Origin of the sequence: Vibrio artabrorum, from assembly GCF_024347295.1 — a bacterium.
Classification (GTDB): Bacteria; Pseudomonadota; Gammaproteobacteria; order Enterobacterales; family Vibrionaceae; genus Vibrio; species Vibrio artabrorum.
On the sequence record NZ_AP025458.1, the window covers coordinates 1511699 to 1537501 of the forward strand.

Consider the following 25803-nt stretch of genomic DNA (forward strand, 5'->3'; position numbering starts at 1 on the left):
AATGAACGGAACAGTAATGAAAAAAACACTGTATACCGGCGCATTGTGTGCTGCTACTTTACTTTCGATCCCCTCTTTCGCAGCTGACCAAGAATTGTATTTTTACAACTGGTCTGAATATATTCCAAATGAAGTACTTGAAAACTTCACCAAAGAAACGGGTATTAAAGTCTATTACTCGACTTATGAGTCTAACGAAAGCATGTATGCTAAGTTGAAAACTCAAGGTACGGGTTACGACTTAGTGGTTCCTTCGACTTACTTCGTTTCTAAGATGCGCAAAGAAGGCATGCTTCAAAAAATTGATAAAACGAAGCTAAGTCACTTTGCAGATTTGGACCCTAATTACTTAGACAAGCCCTTTGACCCAAATAACGAATACTCTATCCCATACATTTGGGGCGCAACGGGTATTGGCATCAACTCAGACATGCTAGACAAATCTTCAGTTAAAAACTGGGGCGATCTGTGGGATACACAGTGGGAAGGTCAACTGATGATGATGGATGATTCTCGTGAGGTTTTCCATATCGCACTGTCTAAACTGGGTTACTCTCCCAACACAACGAACCCTGAAGAAATCAAAGAAGCGTACGAAGAACTTCGCAAATTAATGCCAAATGTATTGGTTTTTAACTCAGATTTCCCAGCAAATCCCTACCTAGCAGGTGAAGTATCTCTTGGTATGCTTTGGAATGGATCGGCTTACATGGCACGCCAAGAAGGTGCCGCGATCGATATCATTTGGCCAGAGAAAGGCGCTATCTTCTGGATGGACAGCTTAGCGATTCCAACAGGGGCTAAGAACATTGAAGCTGCTCATAAGATGATCGATTTCCTTCTTCGCCCAGAAAATGCAGCTAAGATTGCGCTAGAAATCGGTTACCCGACACCAGTTAAAACCGCTTACCCTCTTTTACCGAAAGCCTTCGCCGAAGATAAGAACGTTTTCCCACCGCAATCGGTGATGGATAATGGCGTTTGGCAAGATGAAGTTGGTGAAGCGAGTGTCCTTTATGATGAGTACTTCCAAAAACTCAAAGTAAATAACTAAATGGTTGCGAATCGAAGAATAAAGCGGCGCAAGCCGCTTTATTCTTCGATAAAATAGAAGCAACATAAAATGACATGGAATGTGCTTAAACATGTTAGTGAATCCGATATTATTAGTTGCCACTCTTATGCTTGTAGCATCACTTTTAATGCTCGGTTTGAGCTCATTTATCCCGATAGACTCTAATTACGACCTATTATTCGAAACGAATACGCTCGTGATTGCCATGTATATTTACTGTGTAACCCACCGCGCTATTCGCCCCTATAAATCCCTTCACTATGGCGTATTACTGCTGATTGCGAACCTCATTTATGATGTTTTCACTGAGCTAAAACAGTTCGACGAATGGTCGGATAGACACGAATTACTCGATACTTTTCTAGAAGATGGTCTCGTACAAATTTCATTCTTACTTATTGCCTGCGGCATTACGAAGCTGATCGCTAAATTAAAAGATCAGAGCAAGCAAGATGAGCTGACAGGTTTGTACAACCGTAAGAAATTTGACGCCATTAAGCTGAAGGAATTCGAACTCATCTATTTCGATTTGGATGGATTAAAAGAGGTCAATGACCAAAAAGGACATCAAGTAGGAGATTTAGTGATTGTTCGCTTTTCTCAAGCCTTAAGCCAAACGGCATTGGGAGATGAAATGGTATTTAGAGTTGGAGGGGATGAATTCGTTGTAACCGCTGAACTTGGACGTGGTGAGGAGTTTGTGAATCAAGTCAATTGTCGGCTCCATGGAGAGGATATTCCTTTTTCTTATGGTATTGAAGTCACTAACCAAGAGAACTTTGACTTGGCGCTCGATAAGTCAGATAAAGCCATGTATCAAATGAAACAATCGCAACGACCTATTACAGCAAAGGGTTAAGCTTCTATCAATCTGGTAGCCTTAAGAAGCATTTTTGCTTAATTAAACCGTCAAAGAGCCTTTCTCTGAGCACAACAGTTCACCCACCAATTTCGGCACTTCAATACTCGCCTTTCCGTAACGCTTCTCCTCAAACTCACTCTCAACCGCACTGGGTTCAAGGTTGATCTCGATAGTGTGTGCACCATGCATCCTAGCATCATGCACAAACCCTGCGGCCGGATAAACAACCCCAGATGTACCAATCGAAATAAACAGATCCGCTTCTTCTAATGCAGAGTAGATCTCTCCCATTCTTAATGGCATTTCACCAAACCAAACGATATGTGGACGCATTTGCGCTGGGATCTGGCAGCAATGGCAAAGCTCGCCGGTTTCGATGTCATCTTTATGGTCGACAACCTGATTCGACTCACTGCAACGTGCTTTTAGAAGTTCGCCATGCATATGAATAATGTTGTGGCTACCGCCTCTCTCATGCAAGTTGTCGATGTTTTGAGTAATGATAGTCACGTTACCATCAAGCTTATCCTCAAGCTCTCCTAGTGCTTTATGGGCAGAATTTGGCTGAACGCCGTCGCTTTGCAAACTGGAACGACGTTGGTTGTAAAATGCTTGTACCAAATCAGGATCCCTATTAAAGCCTTCCGGTGTCGCGACATCTTCGATTTTATGGTTTTCCCATAATCCGTCTTGTGCTCGGAATGTTTGAATCCCCGACTCCGCTGAGATGCCAGCGCCAGTAAGAATTACGATATTTCGATATGGAAAATGCATAAAACGTCCTTTTTAATATGTCACTTTGAACAGCTTAGCACTGTTCAAATTCCAACAATAGTTTTAGGGATTAGACCATAGTCTTAACTCATGGATTTCATTGTGCATTTGTGACATCACTCGCTCGATAATCACATTTAGGAATAAACAGATACAAAAAAGCGACCAGAGTCGCTTATTGTTTTGTTAGGCTAAACCGTTTACACGACTTGTTTTTAATAACGGATTACCGTATTGGCTAGTCTTCACTAGTAGAGGAGATCTTATGGATTGACAAATCCGCGCCGTTGAACTCGTCTTCTTCGCTCAAACGCAGGCCTGTCAGCTTATTCAACACACCATAGACAGTGAGCGCTCCGATCAAAGCGACAGCAATACCCGTAAGGGTTCCTGTTACCTGAGAGAAAAAGCTTACGCCCCCTAGCCCCCAGAATGCTTGCTGTCCAAAGATACCTGCCGCAATGCCCCCCCAAGCGCCACATACGCCATGTAAAGGCCACACACCTAATACATCATCAATCTTTGTTTTATTTTGCATATAGGTAAACAGATAGACAAACAACGCACCAGCAATACCGCCAGTCACCAGTGCGGCCAGTGGATGCATCAAGTCTGAACCGGCACAAACCGCAACCAATCCCGCTAACGGACCATTATGAATAAAGCCCGGGTCATTTTTACCGACCACTAAAGCAGCAAGAATCCCCCCGACCATGGCCATTAATGAATTCATTGCCACTAACCCACTAATGCCGTTAATAGCTTGAGCTGACATCACGTTAAAACCAAACCAACCCACACATAAGATCCAAGAACCCAGCGCTAAGAAGGGAATGTTCGATGGTGCAAAGTTTGTGTGCTTACCTGCACGGATGCGGCCTTTACGCATACCAAGAAAATAGACCGCGACCAACGCAATCCAACCCCCAACGCCGTGAACGACGACCGAGCCCGCGAAGTCATGGAATTGATAACCAAACGAACCTTCTAACCACGCTTGGAAACCAAAGTTACCGTTCCAAATGATGCCTTCAAAAAATGGATAGATGAAGCCAACCGTAAACAACGTTGCAATCAATATTGGGTAGAAACGTGCACGTTCTGCGATGCCACCCGAAACAATCGCAGGAATAGCCGCTGCAAAAGTCATTAGGAAAAAGAACTTAACCAGTTCGTACCCATTCCCTTGAGACAAGGTTTCGGCATCAACAAAGAAGTTGTTCCCATAAGCAATCCAATAACCGATAAAGAAGTAAGCGATGGCGGAGACCCCAAAATCTGAGAGTATTTTAACCAGTGCGTTCACTTGGTTCTTTTTTCTTACCGTACCGACTTCTAGAAATGCAAAGCCTGCATGCATCAAAAAGACCATGATTGCGCCAAGTAATAGGAATAAAGTATCTGAACTTTGGGTAAGGGTTTGTACTGCACTATGAACTTGAGTCACCGTATCACTCATTAAAGCATTCTCCTTCGCTTTCATATAATTTGCACTGATTTCGTGCGATTCATGATGTAATAAATTAAAGACTCCAGCGTAAACGCAAGATACGTTCCAACTGCTCAATGTCATTCTCGTGCAACATGATTTATTTTTAACTTACTGATTAAATTTAAATAAATTTCTAATTTCACTTTACTCGCTCTTAGATGCATGAAAAATCACATGCATGATTGCACCAACAGGGTGAGCTGCACCATTTTAAGGCAAATGTGAATGTTCAGTTCCTCATCAAACCATCGGATAGATTAAGTACAAACCAACCCCACACAGTGATTATTCTTAATAACTCGAATAATGAATTCACGATATCGCCAATAATATAATGCAACCGAACGAGTATAATGATTCTCAACAGAACATTAACCGAATTGTACATATTGCGAGTAACCCTTAATCTCAGTCCAAATAACCATCGAGAGTGAAGTTAAAGTTATTAGCCTTTTCGGTAACTAAAAAAGGAATAATAATGAAACTGTATATTTATGAACACTGCCCATTTTGTGCCCGTGTGTTATACGTTGCCGGTTCTTTGAACCTCAGTATTAATTCAACGGTTATTGATTATGATGATGAGACCACAACGACGAAGATATCAGGAATTAAGCAGGTTCCTGTCTTTGTTAACGACAATAATCAAGCATTAACTGAGAGCCTAGATATCATTGAGCACCTTTTGCAACAGGCTGACGTCTGTGAAAAAAGCAAACCATCGCACGATGTACTCCAATGGCAGAGTGACGCGTTCTTAACTTTACAAAAAATTGGCTACCCTCGATGGTATTTGTATCCACTAAAAGAGTTCAAGAAGGAGTCTGCACAAATTGCATGGCGAGAGAAAAAAGAAACCGAAACGTTAAATTTTGATGCATTGCTTGCTGATACCAAAGATATAGCCAGAGACGCTGAAGAGTTAATCAAGCGCGCCGGCGCTTTGTTAAATACCAACCGTGACCTTGTTGACAAGAGCATTATTTTCTCCATTTTGCGTGGTTTTACCAGTGCTATAGAAATCAATTGGGACCCGTTTGTCGCTAACTGGATAATAAAACAAAGTAAAGAAACGGGTGTTTCTCTTCTCACTGAACGCTTTCCTCCTGAGCTAAATTCTGTAGCAAAATAAGGATCTAAACCCCATGGAAAATAAAAACTTTGCTAATTTAATTACTCTAACCGGAATTATCGCTGTTGTCAGCGCGATTTATAATGTTCATTTATATGATGGAGCGTGGTCTGGAATTGCTACTGTGATTGCAGCTTTAATGATTCCAATTACAGCGTTTATTAACCGAAAGAATGTGAACCTGTCTTTCCTATTGCCATTATTTTTCACCACTATTGTTGTTAGAAATGCCGATCAACATGATTGGTCACAGATTGGTTGGATTGCCGCCTTAACCTATATACCATTGATTTTTCAATGCGTTGTTGTCATGAGGAGAACATTTTTAAACTATGGTTCAACTGAGACGGCACTCAGCATGTTGAGAATATTCATAGGTTTTAACTGGTTAACACACTGCACGGAAAAACTATTTGTTTCATCTCATGACACTGGTTTGGTTGATTTCTTTGCTACTGGATTTGGAAACTTAATCCTTGGTCATCCGCTCCCGACGGCTATGACACACGGTTTAATTGTTTTTGGTGGCATTATAGAACTTGCGACCGCGATTTCTCTTGGCCTTGGATTGATGTCTAGGTTTGGTGCATTCATGTCTGCTGGCTACCTTATTATTGCGCAAATAATCGGTGGTCACTTTTCTGTTGGATACACGTGGATTCTTCCTGGTGGTGGATGGGAGTTGGCATTCTATTTCTTCATGGTAACCATTCCATTTATGCTACCCAATGTCGGTGGGACTGTATCATTAGACCACTTTATCTCTAAGAAGAGAGATCGATCTTACCAATACGCATAACTAAGATAATTCAGCCACGAATCGCTTTTATGGCTAGGCTACCTAAGTAACGAGTTAACAATGCTTACGTGGTAAGGTGTTAACACTCCGTTGATAGACAAAAAGCCCAGTGAACTGAATCACTGGGCTTTCTAATGACGATTATTTTAAGTAAATCGCTCTACGTTAATTTGATGCTCAACTACAAGTTTGGGCCCGTTGTCGGCTTCTGCGGTAGGTTTTGACTCAGACGTCGCATACCTTGATACATACGGACAAACCAAATCATAATTGCAACGCCACCAAACAGCATACCGATATATGGAATGTAGAAAGCAATATCATCGATAAGATGGTTTTGATACCAGTAATCGTTCACACCGATTAACACACCATTAGACGTCGCTACCGTTACGATAAGTACGACAAAGAATGTGAGGTTCAAGAAGAACGAGCGAATCAAGCCATAGTAATGCGTATCCACTACTTCGCCATCTTCCCCTTTATCTAAACGATAACCCGCATAGATGATCGCAATCACACCAGAAATAAGACAAGTCACGGGTGTAAGGCAACTGAGTATATAAGCGACCCAAATACCTTTATGAGGTTTGTTCATTCTTATTCACCCCTTCCGTTGTTTCAGTTTCTACGTGAGCGACCGATTGCTCACCGTTTTTCTCTTGTTCCATTACTTCTTTGTACCAAAGATCATGGTGCTCTTTCGCCCAAGTCTCGTCGACGTCACCGGTTACCATACCTTCTAGCGCACCTTCCATACCGAACAAGCCGATGTAGATGTGGAACACAAAACCACAGATAAGGATAAGTGCAGCCACCATGTGAACGAGGTTTGAAAGTTCCATATGACGACGGGTTTGCCCAAAGATAGGGAAATCAAGAACCAAGCCACTGATCGCCGCCACACTTCCCATCACAATCAACAGCCAGAATAGTGCTTTTTCACCGGCATTTGAGAACTCTGCTGATGGATGAGAGCCTTTATGTTTTCCAACCATGCCACCCAGTTTGATAAACCACTGGATATCGACCATCTTGAAAATTGATTTACGCCACCACTTGATAAGTACGATCATCAACAGTACATAGAAAATCGGACCGATATAGTTGTGGTATTGCTTAGCGAGTAGAACGATAAAGCCCCAAAGCTCCGTTGGAATGTACGGTTTCAAAAAGTGCTTGCCGTACACCAACATCAAGCCACTGAATGCAAGCGTTAAGAAAGTAAACGCCATACTCCAGTGCAGTGCGCGATCCAATCGAGTCCAACGCTTGATTTTACGACCCGTTCTTGGCGCACTTAGCATTAATGGGCCAATCACAACGTACATCAAAGTCACGAAAGCAATACTGCCAAAGATAGCAACGGCACCCGCAGGTGACATCCACTTCTCTTTTAATATGTACCACGTTTGACCTGGAGTACTGATCAATACACCGTGCTCGGCAGATTGAGATGTGGTGTAACCTTGTTCACCGTTTCTCACTTGTCGCCAAAAATCAGCGCCAGCAAGTTGAACCACTTCACGTTCAGCAGAGCTAGCTTGCGTTTGTGATGAGTTCGTCTCAGATGCATAACTCATAGGAGAAAGCATTGTCAGTGCTGCCAAAATAGGCAGCACAACAAGGAAGAGACGCTTAAACATTGTAAGCATACGTCTCTCCTACTTAGCTCTTAGTCGCATCGTAAGAAAGGTCGTTGCCGTTTGTCCAACCTGCACCTTTCGCACCACGCTCTACTACACGTTGACGGAATACATCAGAGACTTTCTCTGCATCGCCCGCAAGCAGTGCTTTGGTTGAACACAACGAAGCACACATTGGTAACTTACCTTCAGCAATACGGTTCGCTCCGTACTTCTGACGTTCTTCAACAGAGCCGGGTTCTGTTTCTGGACCGCCTGCACAGAAGGTACATTTGTCCATCTTACCGCGCTCACCAAAGGCTTCCTGTTTAGGGAATTGAGGTGCGCCAAACGGACAAGCAAACAAGCAGTAACCACAACCAATACAAAGATCTTTATTGTGAAGAACGATGCCGTCCTCTGTATGTTCAAAACAATCGGCTGGACAAACTGCCATACAAGGCGCATCAGTACAGTGCATACATGCGACTGAGATAGAGTTTTCGCCCGGTTCACCATCGTTCAGTGTGACAACACGGCGACGTTGAATACCCCATTCCAGAGCATCATCATTTTCATTCTTACATGCAGTGACACAACCGTTACATTCGATACAACGTTTGGTGTCACAAAGAAATTTCATTCTAGCCATTTTAAGACTCCTTACGCTTTACGAATATTACAAAGGGTTACTTTCGTTTCCTGCATCAACGTGACAGGGTCGTAACCGTATGTGGTTGCTGTATTGGCGGCTTCGCCAATAACGTAAGGATCAGTGCCTTCAGGGTATTTAGAACGCAAATCTTCGCCTTCAAACTTACCACCGAAGTGGAACGGTAGGAATGCCAGACCCGGTTTTACACGACGAGTGACCATCGCTTTCACTTTGATACGGCCTTTCTCTGCACCCTCAACCCAAACGTCATCACCATCTTTAAAGCCTATGTCATTCGCGTCTTTTGGATTCACTTCAACAAACATCTCTTGTTGTAGCTCTGCTAGCCAAGGGTTAGAGCGAGTCTCTTCACCACCACCTTCGTACTCAACCAGACGACCGGATGTAAGAATAATCGGGTATTCACCAGACTTGTCTTGCTCTTGGATCGACTTGTACAACGTAGGAACACGGAAGATCGCTTCCTTATCATCCCATGTAGGGTAGTCAGCTACTAGGTCGCGACGAGGCGTGTAAAGTGGTTCACGGTGCAGGGGTACGCGGTCTGGGAATGTCCAAACAATCGCACGCGCTTTCGCGTTACCAAATGGGATACAACCGTGCTTGATAGCCACGCGTTGAATGCCGCCAGAAACGTCGGTCTTCCAGTTTTTGCCTTCCGCTGAAGCTTTCTCTTCTGCGGTTAAGTCATCCCACCAACCCAACTGCTTCAGAAGTTTGTCACTGAACTCTGGGTAGCCATCTTTAATTTCGCAGCCTTTTGAGTAGCTGTCTTCAGCCAGTAGGCTTTGACCTTCAAACTCCACACCGAAACGAGTACGGAAGTTACCACCGCCCTCAGCAACCGGTTTAGACGTATCGTAAAGGATATGCGTACCTGGGTGTTTCATTTCCGGGTTACCCCAACATGGCCAAGGCAGACCGTAAGTCTCACCGTTCACAGGACCACCTTCTGCAGCAAGTGTGGTTTTGTGGAACGTGTGCCAGTTCTGTTGGTGCTCTTTCAAGCGCTCTGGGCTTTGACCGGTGTAACCGATTGTCCACATACCCTTGTTGAATTCACGAGTGATGTCTTCAATCAATGGTTGGTTGTTCTCAACACGGATGTTTTTGAACAGTTGATCAGAGAAACCAAGCTTCTTAGTAAGAAGGTACATAATTTCGTGGTCAGGTTTAGATTCGAACAGAGGCTCAACCACTTTGTCTCGCCACTGCAAAGAACGGTTTGACGCCGTTACACTGCCGTAGGTTTCAAATTGAGTGGTGGCAGGAAGCAAGTAAACGCCATCGGTACGATCGTTCATAACCGCTGCGACTGTTGGGTATGGATCAACGATAACCATCATATCCAACTTCTGCATCGCCTTCTTAATTTCTGGGCCACGAGTCTGAGAGTTGACCGCGTGTCCCCAGTAGAACATGGCACGAATGTTTTCACGCTGACGAATCTTGTCTTTATCTTCAAGTACACCATCAACCCAACGAGAGACCGGAATACCAGCGCTGTTCATTGGCTTTTGACCACCGTATGCGTTGTCGTCGAAACGGCCTTTCACCCATTCAAAGTCAATGTCCCAAACTTTAGACCAGTGACGCCAAGAACCTTCAGACAAACCGTAGTAACCTGGCAATGTATCTGACAAGACGCCGAGGTCTGTTGCGCCTTGCACGTTATCGTGACCACGGAAGATGTTTGCACCACCGCCCGCTTTACCGATGTTACCAAGCGCAAGTTCTAATACACAGTAAGCGCGAGTGTTGTTGTTACCCGTGGTATGTTGAGTCCCCCCCATACACCACACAACACAACCTGGACGGTTTTCCGAGAGCAATTTCGCGGTTTGGTAAACTTCTTCTTCGCTGACACCAGTGACACGCTCAACTTCTGCAGGGTTCCACTTCGCAACTTCTTCACGGATCTCATCCATGCCGAATACACGTTGGCGGATGAATTCTTTGTCTTCCCATTTGTTAGCAAAGACATGCCAAAGCACGCCCCAAATAAAGGCCACATCTGAACCAGGACGAAGAGAAACATAGTGATCAGATTTCGCTGCCGTGCGCGTACGACGAGGATCCGCCACCACGATCTTACAGTTGTTCTTCTCTTTCGCAATGAGGATGTGTTGCATCGCTACTGGGTGAGCTTCTGCTGGGTTCGAACCAATGAACAGTATCGACTTACAGTTGTGCATGTCATTGAACGAGTTCGTCATCGCACCGTAACCCCAAGTATTTGCAACACCGGCTACCGTGGTTGAGTGACAAATACGCGCTTGGTGGTCAACGTTATTGGTGCCCCAAAGCGACGCCATCTTACGGAATGCGTAAGCTTGTTCGTTACTGTGCTTAGCACTACCAAGGAAGTAAACGGAATCAGGGCCAGACTCTTTACGAAGCTCTAGCGCTTTGTTACCGATCTCTTCAATCGCTTGTTCCCAAGAAAGCTTCTTCCACTTACCGCCTTCTAATTTCATTGGGTACTTAAGACGACGTTCACCGTGGCCGTGCTCACGCAGTGCTGCGCCTTTCGCACAGTGTCCACCAGCGTTGAATGGGTGATCAAATGCTGGCTCTTGACCCGTCCAGACACCATTTTGGACTTCAGCGTAGATACCACAACCCACAGAACAGTGAGAACAGATAGTACGTTTCACTTCTGTTTTCGCCTCTAGATCGACAGATTTAGCTTGCGCCTTTCTCATCATACCCGGAGCGAACAGACTTGCGCCTACTACCGCGCCACCCGCCGCTAATGAGGTGTTTTTCATGAAGGCGCGTCGAGACACACCCAGTTGATTCGTTTCTTTGCTCACACTATCGGAGCGTTTGACCAGTTTCATCCGTTATCTCCTAAAGTGTGTCGTAGTAATCGCGAATATGCTGTGTTTCACGATAGCCGGTCTTCTTCACATCTTGTTTCGAAATTTCAACCGTTTCTGAAGCCGTTGCCATTTTGGTCGTGCCAGCGACAACAGCACCGGCCACAGCTGCGGTTGTTAAGCCTTTGAGTAAGTCCCTACGGCTTGTGTTTATCTCTTTATTATCTTTCATCATTGCTTCCTTACCTCTCGGTGGATCTTTTTTGGAGGCTTCATGCCCCTCTATCGATATAATCGCGTACGGCTTGATTACTCGTAATCAGTGACGTTTTTCACATCAATCTTTAATTTGTGTTTACTGGTTATCGTCTTCACGCTAAAACGCACTTGTTCTAACATTAAAAATGCTTCACATAGCTGAGCTGCAGATTTATAGAAGTTGGCACTTTTTGCCGCTTCAAGCTGACGCGTAAAAGCGTTGAACCAAGGGCCAAGGTGTTTATTGAAAAAAGCTTGTTGAAGCGCCTCTTCTTCACCCGTTAACATCGCCATCACTTCACATAGAGCTGCGATATGATCTTCAGGCTCTTTCACTTGGTCATCACGCTCAATGCCTAAAAGTTCGAGATCATGACGAATCTCTGCTAATGGTTTCTCCATCATAGCGCCAGTGCGATGCCAAGAACCAAATGGAACAACCTCTCCACGACCAATACCAATGAACAGATCTTGATATTCGTCTTCTAATGCTTCGCGAGAAGCTTCGGTTGCCGCTTGTTGAATAGCAACCCACGCCTTTTGCATCGCACTTTCAGACGCTTCAATGTCTAACGTTTTTAGAAACTCGATCACCTCGTCAGAAGGTGCGCAGCGAAACAGTGCAGATAAAACCAAATAAATTTCAGTTCTGAGTGTCTGTTCTTGTTCCAGTTCTTGTGCTTGATCTAAATGAGTATCCAAGACCTACTCCTAATATTTCAATTGTTTCAACGGATCTTGTGCCATTGAATCGAACATATCTACCACACGACAGTCTTCACACATCGCAATGCGGTTAATCGCAGCTTCATCTGAAAAATGAGAGTGACCGCGTAACTTATCCTGTAGCATATCAATCATAGACTGCGGTGCGAATGGCTTATGACAACGAATACATTGCGCCGCTTTTTCTTCATGAATCACCATCGCTTGCTGACGCTCTTCCTTCGCCCAGTTCATGCGAGGCGTTAGAGTCAGAACGTTCTCAGGACACGCTTTTTCACATAAGCCACATTGAATACAGTCTTGTTCAACAAACTTAAGGGATGGCGAAGCGCCGTCAGTATGCAGCGCACGTGTTGGACACACCGCTACACAGCTCATGCACAACGTGCAATCTTTGCTCTCACACGACACTGTGCCATATGGTGCATTGGAAGGAAGTTCAACCACATTCTCAACTGGAATGCGAGCTGATGCCATCGCATCCAGTGCTGTAAATAGGCGTTGGCGTTTATTGCCTTGAAGCTCACCAAGTGCCAGATCGAATGAATCCACGCACAGTGTAGGAGGGCCTTCACGAAGCGATTCTAAATAAAGGATATCGATGGTTTCTTTTGGGATACCAATTTGATCAAGAAGCTCTTGAGCGATCCCGACTTCGTTACTCAGCACACGAATGATGGTTTCGGGCATAAAGTGAGAAGCCGCAAACAAAACCTGAGTTGCGCCATTCACGAGCGCTGCAAACCACGTATCGATACCAACAGATGGTAGCTCTTCTACCACAATTGGAATGACGTTTTCTGGGAGAGCCTTTAACGCCATCACGTTATAGGTTTCATGACGTGAGCTACAGACAAGCACGATAGGATCTAGCCCACCCGCTTGCTCATAATTGGCTAACGTACGTTCAATGAACTTTTGAGTGTCGTCAGGGTTCGGCAATGCGTAAGAGATCGCTTCTGTCGGACAGCTTGTTGCACACGTCCCCACGCCCTGACATAAATAAGGGTTAATTTCGATCTTGTGACCCGTTTTATCTGAACCTTCACTCGACAGTGCACCAGCAGGACAAGCATCAACACAACGCTCGCAACCTTTTACGCCACGAGAACTGTGTGCACAAAGGTCGGTGTCTAAACGGAAGAACTTAGGCTTATCGAATGTCCCCATCAGTGTTGGGATCTCTTCCAGTGCTTCTGCCAGCTTTGGATAACCTCGACCTACTGGATAATAACCCGGTACAGGCACTTCTTCTGTCATGCAGCTATTCAGACATAGGTCTAGCACAACATCGAAACAATCGTGATTAATCGCGACTTTCGCTAGGTTATTGGTTCGACCTTTGCTTTCGATAAGAACTTCGAATGTACCGAGGAAACCAGACACTTGAACTGAGTTTGCGTAGTAAATTTCGATTGTTTTTTGACTATGGGTTTGATTCCCAGCGGCACTCGAAAGCTCCCCGTCAGTCGAAAGTAAAGTCAGGCTAGTAAGCTGCGGTAATTGTGCAGCTGCACTCTCAATGATCTTTGTTGGACCAATGATGAGTGTATTTCCCCCGCTCTCGTAACTTACGGTCGGTGGAATTAGGTTGGTTAACTCAACTGTATTCTCAAATGCATACAGCCTTGCTTTAGCGTTATTTGAAGTTGCTTGTTCTAATAATTGTTTAAGCATTGCTCAGTTCCATCTTTGGACATGGAGAATCTGTTCAACCTTCATTGTAGTTAGCGTTAGTGAACTTGCTGAGTAATCGTTTAACAACTCACGGTTTGGTTAGCGATTTGTTGTTCCGTCGACTTAACTTGGCAATCTACAATAAAGTTGATGATTAGCCATATACAGCAAATGCCATGCCAGTTTATTTACCCTTACTATTCAGTGAATTAGCACAACTTAACCTCTATTTTTACAATAAAAAAACCGCTTGGGACATTTTGTCGCAAGCGGTTCATTGAGTGTTTAGTCAAAATGTACCTATTCTTTGTGTGGTATATTTTGTCCCATCTCGTTCAGGTCAGCTTCGTCTGACATTGTAGCGTTAACATCTGGTACTGTGTTTTTATACAGCTCGCTTCCTTGTTCGGTTATTTCGGCACTTTCTGAAGTTTCAAGTTCATTCTCCGACACCTCAAGATCGCTTCCAGAATTATCTAAAACGTCGCCTTCATCTTTATTATCAATGACTTGTTCTTCTTCTGGTGTGGTTTCTTCTTCCGTTTTGTCTTTAACCCAATCACGCAAGGTTTCAGCCACCCCTTTAGAAAGAGACGTCAAATTACTGTAATCGTCGTCGTAATCATCTAAACCATCACGAATGTTGAACTCTTCTGAGAGGAATAATTTACGCAATGCCGCTTTTTTTACGCTTTCTGAGGCTTCTGACACCAATAATTGAGCAACAGACAAGTCTTCAGTCGTTTCTGATGCTACCTCCTGAAAGTCAATAGCTTGAGAATCGACAGCGTGATCGTCTTCATTGTGTTCTGGAGACTCATTTTCTAAAGCACTATTTTCTGAGGTCTCACGCTCTAATGACTCCGATGTTTGTGCGTCTAAAGATGAAGCAGCAGACGAAGCCTCAGCGGAAGTAAGCTCAGTTCCCTCAAGCGTTTGTTGCGCTTCTAATGGTTGGTCGGTCGATTGATCAAGTTTTCGTTGCGACCATCGGCTAAAAAAGTTAGTTGCCATTTGATCGACCCGCGCCTTTACGTTTTTTACGTCTCGCTTCTAATAACTCACCATGACGACCGATGAAGGCTTCCATCCAAGCTTGTACAGGCAGCGGAATGTCGTATGAAAGGACTTGGTTGTCACCGTCCATGTATTGTCCTGCAACGGTTTGTGATGCTGTAAGTAACTGAATCACAGGCTTAACACCCGAGTCGACGTTATCCATCACCAAAAAAAGCTTCGGCCGCTGAGAGCTTAAGTTAAATCGATAGTCGGTACGCTCGTCTTTATGTAATTGGAGTAAACAAACGTCTTGAGTATCGTCTTCTGGCGACAGTTCAAACCCCGTCAATTCCCATTGTGTAGTGACCCAGATGCCTGTTTTGATCTCTTTCTCTACTCTTTGGACACCGATTGGCCAAGAAGCTTCTGTTTTTTCATAGTGCTCTTTGAATTCTTTTATCTCAGACATACTTTACCCAATTGATTTTCTTTGGTCTGAATGCATTTAGGACATTTTGTACTGTGTGCAATCATCTAACCTTATAAAGCAATAAACACGCCAATAGAGGTCACTCCCAAGAGCGTATCTACAGCGTTCGTTATCAAGTTGTCACTATAACGTTAGTTGATACTGGTTATTTCAGACAACTCCGCCCGGTGAACTCTGATATTTTGCGCTTTTTTAATCTAATGCTTCATGTTTCCATCAATCCCCGTTATTTTGGAATAAGATTTGCAAACGCTACTCTCAGAACTATGACATGTTCGGAGCGATAATCGAAAGCGAACTAACAGACTAGCGCATTACTGGATGAGAGCTTTAGTGCTCTTGTTGACTTCTTATCTCATAAAATCGCTATCTCATTAAGTAGGAAATGACTGTGGTAAAACCCAACATTATAAAAACCAGTGAGAACCCACTTCAGACAATCGAAGTTGAAGTGTTTGATGAATATGGCGAAAAGCTCACCAAACAGATCGCGTGTGAGCGCCCTCTTACCGTGATGTTGAACTGGAAAGAGATCGTAACGTTAATGACATTGGGCTCACGTCCTGAGTCATTAGTATTAGGCTATTTGAAAAACCAAAGCTTCCTTTCTGATCCGGAAGCGGTTGAATCGATTATCATTGATTGGGAAACCAGTTCTGCTGCGGTGATCACCAAAGAAGACACGAGCCAACTTGAACAAGCGCTTAAAAAGAAGACTGTAACTTCTGGCTGCGGTCAAGGCACCATGTATGGCAACGTAATGAAGCAATTGGAAGATTACCAAGTGCCTCAAAACAAGATTAAGCAATCTGAAATCTACACAGCGCTTGAAGCGTTGACGCATTACAACGATACCTACAAGAAAGCAGGTGCGGTGCACGGTTGTGCCGTTTGCCAAGACGACAAGGTTCTATCGTTTGTTGAAGATGTTGGTCGACACAATGCCGTTGATACATTGGCTGGTGAGATGTGGCTTAACAAAGAGACCGGTGAAGACAAGATCTTCTATACCACAGGCCGTTTAACGTCTGAGATGGTGATTAAGGTTGCTCAGATGGGTATCCCTGTTCTGCTATCGCGCTCTGGCGTAACGCAAATGGGCTTAGACTTGGCTCAGAAGTTCGGCATCACAACGATTGCTCGCGCTAAAGGTTTACGCTTCCAAGTGTTCACAGGGGCAGACAAGATCGACTTTGATGTAAAAGGCAAAGAGTCAACAAGCCAGTAACCAGTACCAGATCGATGTTATAAGTAGCTAACAACGTATATCGAGTGGACGACGCACAGCAAAGAGACAAAAACGCCGTCATGCTGAAAACATGACGGCGTTTTTTAATTTAAAGCTTCATTCCAGACGAATGAAATTGAAAACTTTGGCTAGCTTATCGCTTAAGCGCGTGCTTTCAAGAACTCAGCGTAAGTACCGCGGAAATCGTTGATCTTGCCATCTTTGATTTCAAGGATACGAGTTGCAAGCGAATCTACGAATACACGGTCGTGAGAGACGAAGAACAAGGTGCCTTTGTAGTTCTCAAGCGCTAAGTTAAGCGCTTCGATAGATTCCATATCCATGTGGTTTGTTGGCTCATCCATTAGCAGGATGTTTGGTTTATGCATCATGATCTTACCAAGAAGCATACGACCTTGCTCACCACCAGAGATAACCTTTACCGATTTCTTAATGTCGTCTTGACCAAATAGCATACGACCTAGGAAGCCACGAACAACTTGCTCGTCTTCGCCTTCTTGGCGCCATTGGCTCATCCAATCAAACAGGTTCATGTCTGTCTCGAAATCGTGTGCGTGATCTTGTGCGTAGTAACCGATGTTTGAGTTTTCAGACCACTTGTACTCACCAGTGCGAGGCTCAAGAGCGCCAGCTAGTGTGTTCAGCAGCGTTGTTTTACCCACACCGTTCTCACCGATGATCGCAACACGCTCACCGACTTCGAAAATACCGTCAAACTTGTTGTATAGGTCTTCTTCAAAACCTTGAGATAGGTTTTCAACCACAAGTGCGTTACGGAATAGCTCTTTAGACTGTTCGAAACGAATGAATGGATTTTGACGGCTAGACGCTTTAACTTCATCAAGTTGGATCTTATCGATCTGCTTAGCACGAGACGTTGCTTGCTTCGCTTTCGATGCGTTAGCAGAGAAACGAGAGACGAACGTTTGAAGTTCAGCAATTTGTGCTTTCTTCTTAGCGTTGTCAGACAATAGACGCTCACGCGCTTGAGTCGCAGCTGTCATGTACTCATCGTAGTTACCTGGGAATAGACGAAGTTCGCCGTAATCAAGGTCAGCCATGTGTGTACAAACCGAGTTTAGGAAGTGACGGTCGTGCGAAATGATGATCATTGTGCAGTTACGTTGGTTTAGCGTATCTTCCAACCACTTGATGGTGTCCATATCCAGGTTGTTCGTTGGTTCGTCAAGCAGCATGATATGCGGGTCTGCAAACAGTACTTGAGACAATAGAACACGAAGTTTCCAACCCGGTGCGACTTCGCTCATTAGACCGAAGTGCATTGATTCTTCAATACCTACCGCAAGAAGAAGCTCACCCGCTTTCGCTTCTGCCATGTAGCCGTCCATTTCAGCGAACTGAACTTCAAGGTCAGCCACTTTCATGCCGTCTTCTTCGCTCATTTCTGGCAAAGAGTAAATGCGGTCACGCTCTTGCTTAATAGCCCAAAGTTCTTTGTGACCCATGATAACCGTGTCGATTACCGTGAATTCTTCGTAAGCAAATTGGTCTTGGTTTAGCTTAGCAACACGCTCGTTTGGATCGTAGCTTACGTTACCAGCACTTGGCTCAAGTTCACCAGATAGGATCTTCATGAACGTCGATTTACCACAGCCATTCGCGCCGATTAAACCGTAGCGGTTGCCTTCGCCGAACTTCACTGAAATATTTTCGAAAAGTGGCTTAGCGCCGAATTGTTGGGTGATATTTGCTGTGGAGATCAATGCCATTACCTTTTTAATGTGAAAAACGCCGCAACGTTACTTGTTCAGGGCTTTAACTGCAAGTATTGATTGCAATTACTGGCCATTAAGTGAGTGATAACCTAGCCAAATCATAGTTTGAGCTCTATCACACTTTTGATTTGCTATTTTATTATGAATAAACGTCGTTCTTCAATAGCAACCAAACAGCAAGCCCCGTCGAAATTGGCGTTAAAATAGCACTGATGAACATATTGAATATTGAGCATACGGCTTGTCAAACCGCGATAACCAAACCCATTTTTACAAGGGGTATTTAGACGATTATCTTGCGCTCAAACATTGATCTACCCCATGATTATAACGAACAAAATCAGAATAAAGTTTTTGTTCGAAAAACGGGATAAATTTCACAAACTGACATTAACTCACTATAGTGTTCCTAACCTCATAATTCTAAGAGACTTTTATGCGTTCACTTTTGCGCTTCTTTTTATTCACATTGGCCATCCTCTCTTGGCCTAGTCATGCCAGCTTGGACTATGACTTACCATCACAACCTCAAGTGTCGAACATCGCCCTCGATCTGGCTAAGCGTATCAGTGCACTGCCTGATCCGCTGTTTATGGAAGAATCCGATAAACATGAGGTGAGTGTTCTATTGACTGAAGTACTCCGAGTTCAAGACCAACAGATCACAACCTTTGACCAGCAGCTTCTTGATTACCGAGAAAATAGTGGCTCTGACCAATGGTTTGCTGTGGAATCAAGCTATAAAACACTAAATAGTTTGAATGTCAGTAAGCAGCGACTGCTTGAGCAAACGACGACCGCGAATAAAGAACAATTGACGGGATTTGGGCCTTTTGGCGTGACTCAGTTTAAACAAGAGTGGCACCTAACCCAGCTTAATATTGAATACTTAGTCTATTTCCAGACTCGCAGTTTTAAAGCATTGATTAAAGATATCTTTATTTCGCCAGTTCCGGTGATTTGGGCCTGCTTAAAAGTACTCTTCACCTACTTCTGTTTAGTTTGGTGGTTATCCAATAGTGCACGTTTGATTGAACTATTCCGAGTTAACTTCTTAGAGCCTAAACAGCCCCCAGCTTTTTGGATTCGGCTAATTTGGTATATAAGCCGTGCCCATCGCGCTATCGCATGGTTAGTCGCTATCACCATATCACTGCGCATTCTTTCAAGTATACCAAGCCTGCAACACCTCATTTTCTTTGAAATATTTACGTGGTGGATCTTAGGTGGCTCAATCGCCATTAGTTTTATTCTTGAGTTGGCTTACCGTATTGGTCGAACGTCAAACCAAACCGTTATTGCACTTCGTTTGTCGACGATCCGACGTTATGTATGGAGCTTCATTGTCGCAGGGGTGATCTTACAAATATCCAGTATCACCCTAGGTAAAGGCACCATCTACAATTGGATCTACAGTGCTTTGTTCTTGTGGTTCGTTTTAGTTACGGTTTCGGTTTTAAAATTATGGCGTTCAAAAGTATTCGATACGTTGCAGCACATCTCCGATCATCCGGTTTGGGTCAACTGGGCGGTCAATCGGAAAGACACGTTCCTGCTTAATATTATCGCGACAGCAATCGGCATCGCGTGGCTAACGGTTTATAACTTCCAACATCGAATTATGGCTCTGCTTTCCAATTACACATTGTTCAGCCAAGCCTTGGCTTATTTATTTAGAATCGAGGTGGCCAAGCAGTCTGATCTTGATAAGAACCAGCAGAATTTAGTGCGAATCAAAGGTGATCAAACTTATGATTACATCCTTCCGGGTTCAATCGATAGTACGCTCATTGATTACGCTGGCGATGAAATCAAACAGCTTTCTCGCTACTTGATGTCTGATAGTCCTGCAATATGCGTTGTATCGGGCGAACGTGGTGTGGGTTCAACCACTTTACTGTATACGTTACTTCATAAAGTTTCGAATGCAGAACCCGTTTACGTCAGCTGCCCTTATGCAGGCTACCCTGAATTCTTGGCGCATCTAGCCGTTAGCATTGGTTTAAAAGAAGAAGCGACTGAGATTCAGATTTTGGCACACTTGCGTAAGAGTGAAACCACTTACCTTATCGCCATTGACAATGCCCAACGCCTCGTCAAACCAATGGTCGGTGGTCTGTCGGATTTGATCCGTCTAACGAATTTACTACGCCGGTCTAAAAAGAATCACCGCATAGTGATGTCGATTGCCAAGTCTAGCTGGCGCTTTGTTGATAGAGCGCGGGGTGAGCGACTATTGTTTGATTTAGTTTGCTTCCTACCACGCTGGACAGAGAAACAAGTCGGTGAGCTTCTTACCAGTCGCATCAATATGACGTTAGATCAACCCTTGTCATTTGATGGCTTAGTGGTTCCCAAACAGTGGGACCAAGATGACATGACAGAAGAGGAGCGCGCTCGTCAGGGCTTCTATCGAATTCTATGGCACTACTCAGATGGCAACCCTACCGTTGCGTTGCGTTTCTTCCGTTTATCTCTAAATCGAAACAAGGATACAGGCCAAACTGTGGTGCGTTTGTTCCACGTACCAGAAGCTCAAGAACTGGAAAACATGCCAAAACCGATGCTGGCGGTATTACGCTCTATTGTACAACTCGAAATCGCGTCCCCTGAAGTGCTGTCTGAATGTACTCAGTTGAGTATTGCCGAAATCACCGGAGTTCTGCGCTACTTTGAAAGTCGCGGTTACATTGGTTGGAATGAAGACAAAGCTAAGATTTCGGACCATTGGTTCCGCCATATAACCAACGTTCTCGACCGTCAACATTTATTGGTGAAGTAAAATGAAGAAATTATTTGTCCTATTGTTTATTTGCTTGACGACTGCGGTCAGCTTCCCGACTTACGCGACAGAAGAGTTAGTCAACGTAGAAAACATCTCTAAGATTGCAAGCTTAGTGCGTTGGAGTGGGGTATTTTTCTCGATCATTGTGATTGCAGCAATGTGGCTATTGCTCAAGTTCATTAATTCATTAGTGACCAGCTTTGGTAGCCAGTTTGTGCAATATCGAATGTTGCTACAAAAATTGCAGTCCTTTACCCAATTCTTCATCTATGTCAGTACTGGGCTTATTGTGTTCATGATGAGTTTTCGTATTAATGATCAAATACTGGCTCTGATTGGTGGTACCCTCGCCGTGTCGGTCGGCTTTGCGCTTAAAGACTTGGCAGCTTCATTCATCGCGGGTATCACTGTGATGATTGATAGACCCTTTCAGGTGGGTGACCGTGTCACGTTTGAGGGCGATTATGGTGATGTCATTACCATCGGTTTACGGTCAGTGCGCATGAGAACGTTGAATGATGACATCATCACGATTCCAAACAACAAGTTCTTAAATGAAGTCACAACCAGTGGTAACTATGGCGCGTTAGATATGCAGGTCGTGATTCCATTTTATGTGGGAATGGACGAAGACATCACCCTAGCCCGTGATTTAATCCAAGAAGCGGCCTCATCCAGTCGTTATATCCATTTACCAAAGCCTGTCACAGTACTGGTTAAACAGACCATTACGGATAACTACTTAGCGATACAGCTAACGTGTAAAGCTTATGTCGTAGATACCGCGTATGAGAAGTTGTTTGAAACCGATATTACTCTGCGTGTGATGAAAGAATTTAGAAAACACAATATCACTCCGCCAAAGATATCTGTGGCGGCGCATCAATCATAGAACGAAGATGGATTGATCGATACTAATGAGTCCTTGAGGACCAATAAAAACACCTCCAACATACGGAGGTGTTTTTATTATGTGTAACGACATCGAGGCACCGTAAGTTTCGTTTACCGCTGCATCATGATACACACGCAGCTCAACCTAAATGAGATCATAAGTTCGACACCAACAACTGCGGTGTCGCTTTCTTTTGAAGGTAGATACTAAAACAGCTCCCCTTACCGACTTCAGATTCGACACGAATCTCTCCACCCGTTTGACTCAAAATACTTTGCGACACCGATAAACCAAGGCCTGTTCCATCTCGTTTAGTGGTATAGAAAGGCGAGAAGATCCGTTTTAGCTGTTCTTCACTGATACCACAACCTTGATCTTCAACGTGAATTATCGCGCCACGAGATTTATCATTTTCGACCCAATCTTCGCTTGAGATAGTCAATATCCCCTTACCTTCCATCGCGTGAATCGCATTCATCTGGAGATTAACCAATATCTGAAGCAATTGGTTTCGGTTAACTTCGACCGAAGTTTTAGCATTAAGTTTTGATACGTAAACGATGCCTTTCTTTTTGGCCCCCGTTTTGACCAGTGTGATGCTTTCATCGACAATCGGGTTGATGTGTTGCCAGGTCACTTCATCTTGTACACCGCCATGTCGGCTGTATTGCAGTAGACTGCGGGTGATGTTTCGAATTCGGTCAATCTGCTCCATGATGGCGTTCACCTCTTCACCAACACAAGTGACTTCCTCTCCTAGCTCAAATTTGATGAGTTCGACATTACCAAGAATCACCGCCGTCGGATTATTGATTTCATGGGCAATACCCGCGGTTAACTCCCCCAATGCAGCTAGTTTTTCACTGACCACTAACTTATCACGAGCCTGGTTCAGCAGTTTGATATGCCGTTCAAGCTCTTCGGTTTTATCTTTCAAACTGGCTGTGCGCGAATGAACCTTACATTCTAATTCAAGTGCCGCTTGCTGTATCTCTTGATTGCGCTCGTGCAACAGATCCAGCATCTTATCAAACTGTTTCGCAAGCAGCGTGAGTTCATGTTGATCATCCAAACCAAGGGGACCAATTCGCTTGTCTTGCCCCATCTGGACGAGTTTGACAACTTTGTAAATGCGCTCTATTGGCTTGAAAAGATCACGAGCACCACGGTGAACAATGAAACCAGAAGCCAACAACAACAACACGATAGTAATGCTGATTTCACCAAGATTGGTTAAGTACGTCTCTATTAGCGGCCACAACAAATAACCGGTATAAAGCATGCCAATCACGTTACCAAACTGATCATGAATCGGCTGATAAGCGGTAATGTACCAAGCATCGTACACATACGCTCGATCTAACCACTCTTTACCTTCATTTAAAACCTTGGCATTAACTTCATGTGAAACTCGAGTACCAATAGCACGCCCGGCACTTTCTTCACTGCTCAAAGGCACATTTGTACTGACACGAAGATCATCGAGGAATACGGTGATGGTGCCCACACGGCGATTAAAACCATCGCGTTTCGGGTAAATCAAGTTGCTAATTTGATCGACCAATTGAGTGCTATTATTCAGTAAGATTCCGCCGTCAAGAAAACCAATCACATGGTCATGCTCATCTCGAATAGAAACGACGGTTCGACTGACTAAACCTCTCGTTTCTACTCCCTGTTCATTGAGCATCGGAACTTCGGCTTTCTTCGCGAGATCTCGATCCAGAGTGTTAAGTTCATCTTGACTTAATACACTGAAAAACGACTCTTTGTGCGTCAAGTTAAGGTATTGAAGCTTATTGGTTAAATGCTCAACACTGCGCCAGCGTAAAAAATCGAGCTGATAACGTGACTTATTTTCAGACACCCAACGGGCGAAGTCTTCTTGTGAAGCATGATTCGCGAGTTTGATTCGGAATTGGTAAGATTCAGCAAAAGCTTTAACGTTGTAGGCCTGTTGGCTTTGAATTAGCTGAATACTATTTTCTGCAACATCCAAACGCTCATCAACATCAATCAACGCCCCTTGCCACGTATAATGAATTGACCAATATAAAGTAATCGTCACCAACGCACATAACGTGAGAATGATCGGAGCGGAGGTCAAAAATAATAAGCGGTAACGCACCATGGTTTTGAATCGAAACGCCCATTTTCGCCACCAAGGCCGTCTAATCGGCATAGTCAGAACCTTCTGTGCTCCAATCTTTGTACTTACGTTCTAGCGTTTTACGTGCCACCCCTAAATCTCTCGCTGCCGCAGACTTATTACCATCATGGAAACTCACGAGTTGCTCAATATGTGCTTTTTCAACTTCTTTAAGCGTCCAATTATTTGGATAACCTTCCGTGGGGCTAGCCTTTCCCATATCCGGCATGCTAACACCATGTGACACCGTCACTGATAGGCTCGTAGGAGCTGCATTATCATTAATTTCTCGCCAATAGTGAGCGGGCGGCTTATCGAGTAAAATACATCTTTCGACTAAATTTTTAAGCTCACGAACATTGCCAGGCCATTCGTATTGGTGCAAAGCCAAAATGTCTTCATGTGCCCAATGAGGTACTGGCATCCCTAACTCGCTCGATAACAAGTGGGTAAAATATGGGACCAGTTCAACCAAATCAGACGGGCGTTCTCTTAAAGGTGCAACATCAATCTTGAGCACATTCAGGCGATAGAATAGATCTCGACGAAAATGCCCTTTATCGACCTCTTGTTGAAGATTACGGTTAGTGGCAGCAACGACACGCACATCAATTGAAATTTCTTTCTCGCATCCCACTGGACGAATCGTTCGTTGCTCCAAAACACGCAATAACGCCGCTTGCATGGACAGTGGCATTTCTCCTATCTCATCAAGAAACAGCGTACCACCACTGGCAACTCTAAATAGACCTTCGCGGTTTTTTTTAGCTCCGGTAAATGCACCGGACGTATGACCAAACAACTCACTTTCCAAAAGCTCAGGCGCAATTGCCCCACAGTTAATCGGCACGAAAGGACCAGTACGTTTACTGGCGTCATGAACACCTCGGGCAACCAGCTCTTTCCCTGTCCCCGATTCTCCTTCGATAAGTACAGACGCTCTTGATGGTGCAAACTGGGTGATCAGTCGCTTAAGTTGTTTGGTTTTATCAGAGCTCCCAAGCAATTCTGTTTTAATATGCCGACTGACATCACGTTTAAGCGCATATTGCATTCGCTGGTCTAAACGTTTGTCCATACAGCGCAGAACAGCTTGAATGATTTGATCTAAATTAAACGGTTTAAGAATAAAGTCCGACGCCCCCAACTTCAGTGCAGATATCGTCATCTCTAAGTCGGCATAACCCGTCATAAAGATAACGTCCACTTTTCGGTCGGTGTCGTTAAAAACCTCTTCCCACTCAATGCCTGAACGACCAGGAAGATTGATATCAAGAACAATTAAATCGAAATGCTGATTGCTACGCAGAATTTCGGCCTCTTCGACGGAGCCTGCACACGACACTTTACCAAAGTACTTACCTAGCGCTTTTTTGAGAATCGCCTGCATACCGATCTCATCGTCCACAACCAAGACGGAAAATGCTTGATATTGAGTCAATGTATTTGAATTGAGATTTGACACATTTGAACGAGATAAAGACATAATGAACAGCCAGTAGGAAAAGTTGGGACAGAGTGTACCAATTAACCCCATGTGCAACATACTCAGTGTGCGACATTTTGTCCTAGCTCATGTTTT

At 44.2% G+C, this 25803-nt stretch carries 21 protein-coding genes; 7 read left to right on the forward strand and 14 right to left on the reverse strand.

All coding sequences use genetic code 11. The features are described from left to right. Nucleotides 1-16 precede the first annotated feature (16 nt). Both OCU36_RS06790 and OCU36_RS06795 read left to right on the forward strand, forming a co-directional pair. Nucleotides 17-1054 (forward strand): extracellular solute-binding protein, encoded by a 1038-nt coding sequence (locus OCU36_RS06790; protein WP_261839625.1) that lies wholly within the window; start codon nucleotides 17-19, stop codon nucleotides 1052-1054. A gap of 79 nt (nucleotides 1055-1133) precedes the next feature. Continuing rightward, a complete protein-coding gene (locus OCU36_RS06795) occupies nucleotides 1134-1934 on the forward strand; it encodes a GGDEF domain-containing protein (protein WP_261839626.1) in 801 nt (266 codons plus the stop codon). Nucleotides 1935-1976: 42 nt separating this feature from the next. Here OCU36_RS06795 and cobB read toward each other — a convergent pair whose 3' ends face one another. Beyond that, nucleotides 1977-2711, reverse strand: a complete 735-nt coding sequence (gene cobB / locus OCU36_RS06800) for a Sir2 family NAD+-dependent deacetylase (protein ID WP_261839627.1) — start codon at nucleotides 2709-2711, stop codon at nucleotides 1977-1979. Nucleotides 2712-2949: 238 nt separating this feature from the next. After that, entirely contained in the window at nucleotides 2950-4170 is a 1221-nt protein-coding gene (locus OCU36_RS06805; RefSeq protein WP_261839628.1) for an ammonium transporter, read from the reverse strand. A 511-nt stretch (nucleotides 4171-4681) separates the two neighbouring features. Here OCU36_RS06805 and grxB point away from each other — a divergent pair. Together grxB and OCU36_RS06815 are read left to right on the forward strand one after the other, a co-directional pair. Beyond that, a complete protein-coding gene (grxB, locus tag OCU36_RS06810) occupies nucleotides 4682-5335 on the forward strand; it encodes a glutaredoxin 2 (protein ID WP_261839629.1) in 654 nt (217 codons plus the stop codon). Between the two features lie 13 nt (nucleotides 5336-5348). Continuing rightward, on the forward strand, nucleotides 5349-6134 hold the full coding sequence (locus OCU36_RS06815; protein ID WP_261839630.1) for a DoxX family protein: 786 nt from the start codon (nucleotides 5349-5351) through the stop codon (nucleotides 6132-6134). A gap of 181 nt (nucleotides 6135-6315) precedes the next feature. Here OCU36_RS06815 and OCU36_RS06820 read toward each other — a convergent pair whose 3' ends face one another. The 9 genes from OCU36_RS06820 to OCU36_RS06860 all read right to left on the reverse strand — a co-directional run bounded on the left by OCU36_RS06820 (nucleotide 6316) and on the right by OCU36_RS06860 (nucleotide 15386). After that, nucleotides 6316-6732 carry a hypothetical protein gene (locus tag OCU36_RS06820; RefSeq protein ID WP_261839631.1) on the reverse strand — a complete coding sequence of 139 codons (417 nt, stop codon included), beginning with the start codon at nucleotides 6730-6732 and terminating at the stop codon, nucleotides 6316-6318. Next, nucleotides 6716-7789, reverse strand: coding sequence for a formate dehydrogenase subunit gamma (locus OCU36_RS06825; protein ID WP_261839632.1), 1074 nt, complete (start codon nucleotides 7787-7789; stop codon nucleotides 6716-6718). Before OCU36_RS06825 ends, OCU36_RS06820 begins: the two co-directional genes overlap by 17 nt. Before the next feature lie 13 nt (nucleotides 7790-7802). Then, entirely contained in the window at nucleotides 7803-8411 is a 609-nt protein-coding gene (gene fdh3B / locus OCU36_RS06830) for a formate dehydrogenase FDH3 subunit beta (RefSeq protein WP_061017924.1), read from the reverse strand. Between the two features lie 11 nt (nucleotides 8412-8422). Continuing rightward, nucleotides 8423-11278 (reverse strand): formate dehydrogenase subunit alpha, encoded by a 2856-nt coding sequence (locus tag OCU36_RS06835; protein WP_261839633.1) that lies wholly within the window; start codon nucleotides 11276-11278, stop codon nucleotides 8423-8425. A gap of 10 nt (nucleotides 11279-11288) precedes the next feature. Next, entirely contained in the window at nucleotides 11289-11489 is a 201-nt protein-coding gene (locus OCU36_RS06840; protein ID WP_261839702.1) for a twin-arginine translocation signal domain-containing protein, read from the reverse strand. Nucleotides 11490-11566: 77 nt separating this feature from the next. After that, nucleotides 11567-12217, reverse strand: coding sequence for a TorD/DmsD family molecular chaperone (locus OCU36_RS06845; RefSeq protein WP_261839634.1), 651 nt, complete (start codon nucleotides 12215-12217; stop codon nucleotides 11567-11569). A 9-nt stretch (nucleotides 12218-12226) separates the two neighbouring features. Then, nucleotides 12227-13918 carry a 4Fe-4S dicluster domain-containing protein gene (locus OCU36_RS06850; RefSeq protein ID WP_261839635.1) on the reverse strand — a complete coding sequence of 564 codons (1692 nt, stop codon included), beginning with the start codon at nucleotides 13916-13918 and terminating at the stop codon, nucleotides 12227-12229. Nucleotides 13919-14218: 300 nt separating this feature from the next. Then, on the reverse strand, nucleotides 14219-14932 hold the full coding sequence (locus OCU36_RS06855) for a DUF3306 domain-containing protein (protein ID WP_261839636.1): 714 nt from the start codon (nucleotides 14930-14932) through the stop codon (nucleotides 14219-14221). Beyond that, nucleotides 14922-15386, reverse strand: a complete 465-nt coding sequence (locus OCU36_RS06860) for a DUF3305 domain-containing protein (RefSeq protein ID WP_261839637.1) — start codon at nucleotides 15384-15386, stop codon at nucleotides 14922-14924. Before OCU36_RS06860 ends, OCU36_RS06855 begins: the two co-directional genes overlap by 11 nt. Nucleotides 15387-15798: 412 nt before the next feature. Between OCU36_RS06860 and OCU36_RS06865 the strand changes: the two genes are divergently transcribed. Then, nucleotides 15799-16635 carry a formate dehydrogenase accessory sulfurtransferase FdhD gene (locus OCU36_RS06865; protein WP_261839638.1) on the forward strand — a complete coding sequence of 279 codons (837 nt, stop codon included), beginning with the start codon at nucleotides 15799-15801 and terminating at the stop codon, nucleotides 16633-16635. 161 nt (nucleotides 16636-16796) lie between these two features. On the opposite strand, the gene OCU36_RS06870 is transcribed toward OCU36_RS06865, so the two are convergent. Continuing rightward, nucleotides 16797-18380, reverse strand: coding sequence for an ABC-F family ATPase (locus OCU36_RS06870; protein ID WP_261839639.1), 1584 nt, complete (start codon nucleotides 18378-18380; stop codon nucleotides 16797-16799). A gap of 448 nt (nucleotides 18381-18828) precedes the next feature. Here OCU36_RS06870 and OCU36_RS06875 point away from each other — a divergent pair, with 448 nt between their 5' ends. Then, nucleotides 18829-21174 carry an ATP-binding protein gene (locus tag OCU36_RS06875; RefSeq protein WP_261839640.1) on the forward strand — a complete coding sequence of 782 codons (2346 nt, stop codon included), beginning with the start codon at nucleotides 18829-18831 and terminating at the stop codon, nucleotides 21172-21174. Nucleotide 21175: 1 nt separating this feature from the next. Continuing rightward, nucleotides 21176-22069, forward strand: coding sequence for a mechanosensitive ion channel family protein (locus tag OCU36_RS06880; RefSeq protein WP_261839641.1), 894 nt, complete (start codon nucleotides 21176-21178; stop codon nucleotides 22067-22069). Between the two features lie 157 nt (nucleotides 22070-22226). Here OCU36_RS06880 and OCU36_RS06885 read toward each other — a convergent pair whose 3' ends face one another. Next, nucleotides 22227-24254 (reverse strand): sensor histidine kinase, encoded by a 2028-nt coding sequence (locus tag OCU36_RS06885; RefSeq protein ID WP_261839642.1) that lies wholly within the window; start codon nucleotides 24252-24254, stop codon nucleotides 22227-22229. After that, a complete protein-coding gene (locus OCU36_RS06890; RefSeq protein WP_261839643.1) occupies nucleotides 24244-25707 on the reverse strand; it encodes a sigma-54-dependent transcriptional regulator in 1464 nt (487 codons plus the stop codon). Before OCU36_RS06890 ends, OCU36_RS06885 begins: the two co-directional genes overlap by 11 nt. Nucleotides 25708-25803 lie beyond the last annotated feature (96 nt).

Coding starts and splice junctions, on each gene's coding strand:
- OCU36_RS06790 (WP_261839625.1), top strand. CDS start 17: ATGAAAAAAACACTGTATACCGGCGCATTGTGTGCTGCTACTTTACTT.
- OCU36_RS06795 (WP_261839626.1), top strand. CDS start 1,134: ATGTGCTTAAACATGTTAGTGAATCCGATATTATTAGTTGCCACTCTT.
- cobB (WP_261839627.1), bottom strand. CDS start 2,711: ATGCATTTTCCATATCGAAATATCGTAATTCTTACTGGCGCTGGCATC.
- OCU36_RS06805 (WP_261839628.1), bottom strand. CDS start 4,170: ATGAGTGATACGGTGACTCAAGTTCATAGTGCAGTACAAACCCTTACC.
- grxB (WP_261839629.1), top strand. CDS start 4,682: ATGAAACTGTATATTTATGAACACTGCCCATTTTGTGCCCGTGTGTTA.
- OCU36_RS06815 (WP_261839630.1), top strand. CDS start 5,349: ATGGAAAATAAAAACTTTGCTAATTTAATTACTCTAACCGGAATTATC.
- OCU36_RS06820 (WP_261839631.1), bottom strand. CDS start 6,732: ATGAACAAACCTCATAAAGGTATTTGGGTCGCTTATATACTCAGTTGC.
- OCU36_RS06825 (WP_261839632.1), bottom strand. CDS start 7,789: ATGCTTACAATGTTTAAGCGTCTCTTCCTTGTTGTGCTGCCTATTTTG.
- fdh3B (WP_061017924.1), bottom strand. CDS start 8,411: ATGGCTAGAATGAAATTTCTTTGTGACACCAAACGTTGTATCGAATGT.
- OCU36_RS06835 (WP_261839633.1), bottom strand. CDS start 11,278: ATGAAACTGGTCAAACGCTCCGATAGTGTGAGCAAAGAAACGAATCAA.
- OCU36_RS06840 (WP_261839702.1), bottom strand. CDS start 11,489: ATGAAAGATAATAAAGAGATAAACACAAGCCGTAGGGACTTACTCAAA.
- OCU36_RS06850 (WP_261839635.1), bottom strand. CDS start 13,918: ATGCTTAAACAATTATTAGAACAAGCAACTTCAAATAACGCTAAAGCA.
- OCU36_RS06855 (WP_261839636.1), bottom strand. CDS start 14,932: ATGGCAACTAACTTTTTTAGCCGATGGTCGCAACGAAAACTTGATCAA.
- OCU36_RS06860 (WP_261839637.1), bottom strand. CDS start 15,386: ATGTCTGAGATAAAAGAATTCAAAGAGCACTATGAAAAAACAGAAGCT.
- OCU36_RS06875 (WP_261839640.1), top strand. CDS start 18,829: ATGCGTTCACTTTTGCGCTTCTTTTTATTCACATTGGCCATCCTCTCT.
- OCU36_RS06880 (WP_261839641.1), top strand. CDS start 21,176: ATGAAGAAATTATTTGTCCTATTGTTTATTTGCTTGACGACTGCGGTC.
- OCU36_RS06885 (WP_261839642.1), bottom strand. CDS start 24,254: ATGCCGATTAGACGGCCTTGGTGGCGAAAATGGGCGTTTCGATTCAAA.
- OCU36_RS06890 (WP_261839643.1), bottom strand. CDS start 25,707: ATGTCTTTATCTCGTTCAAATGTGTCAAATCTCAATTCAAATACATTG.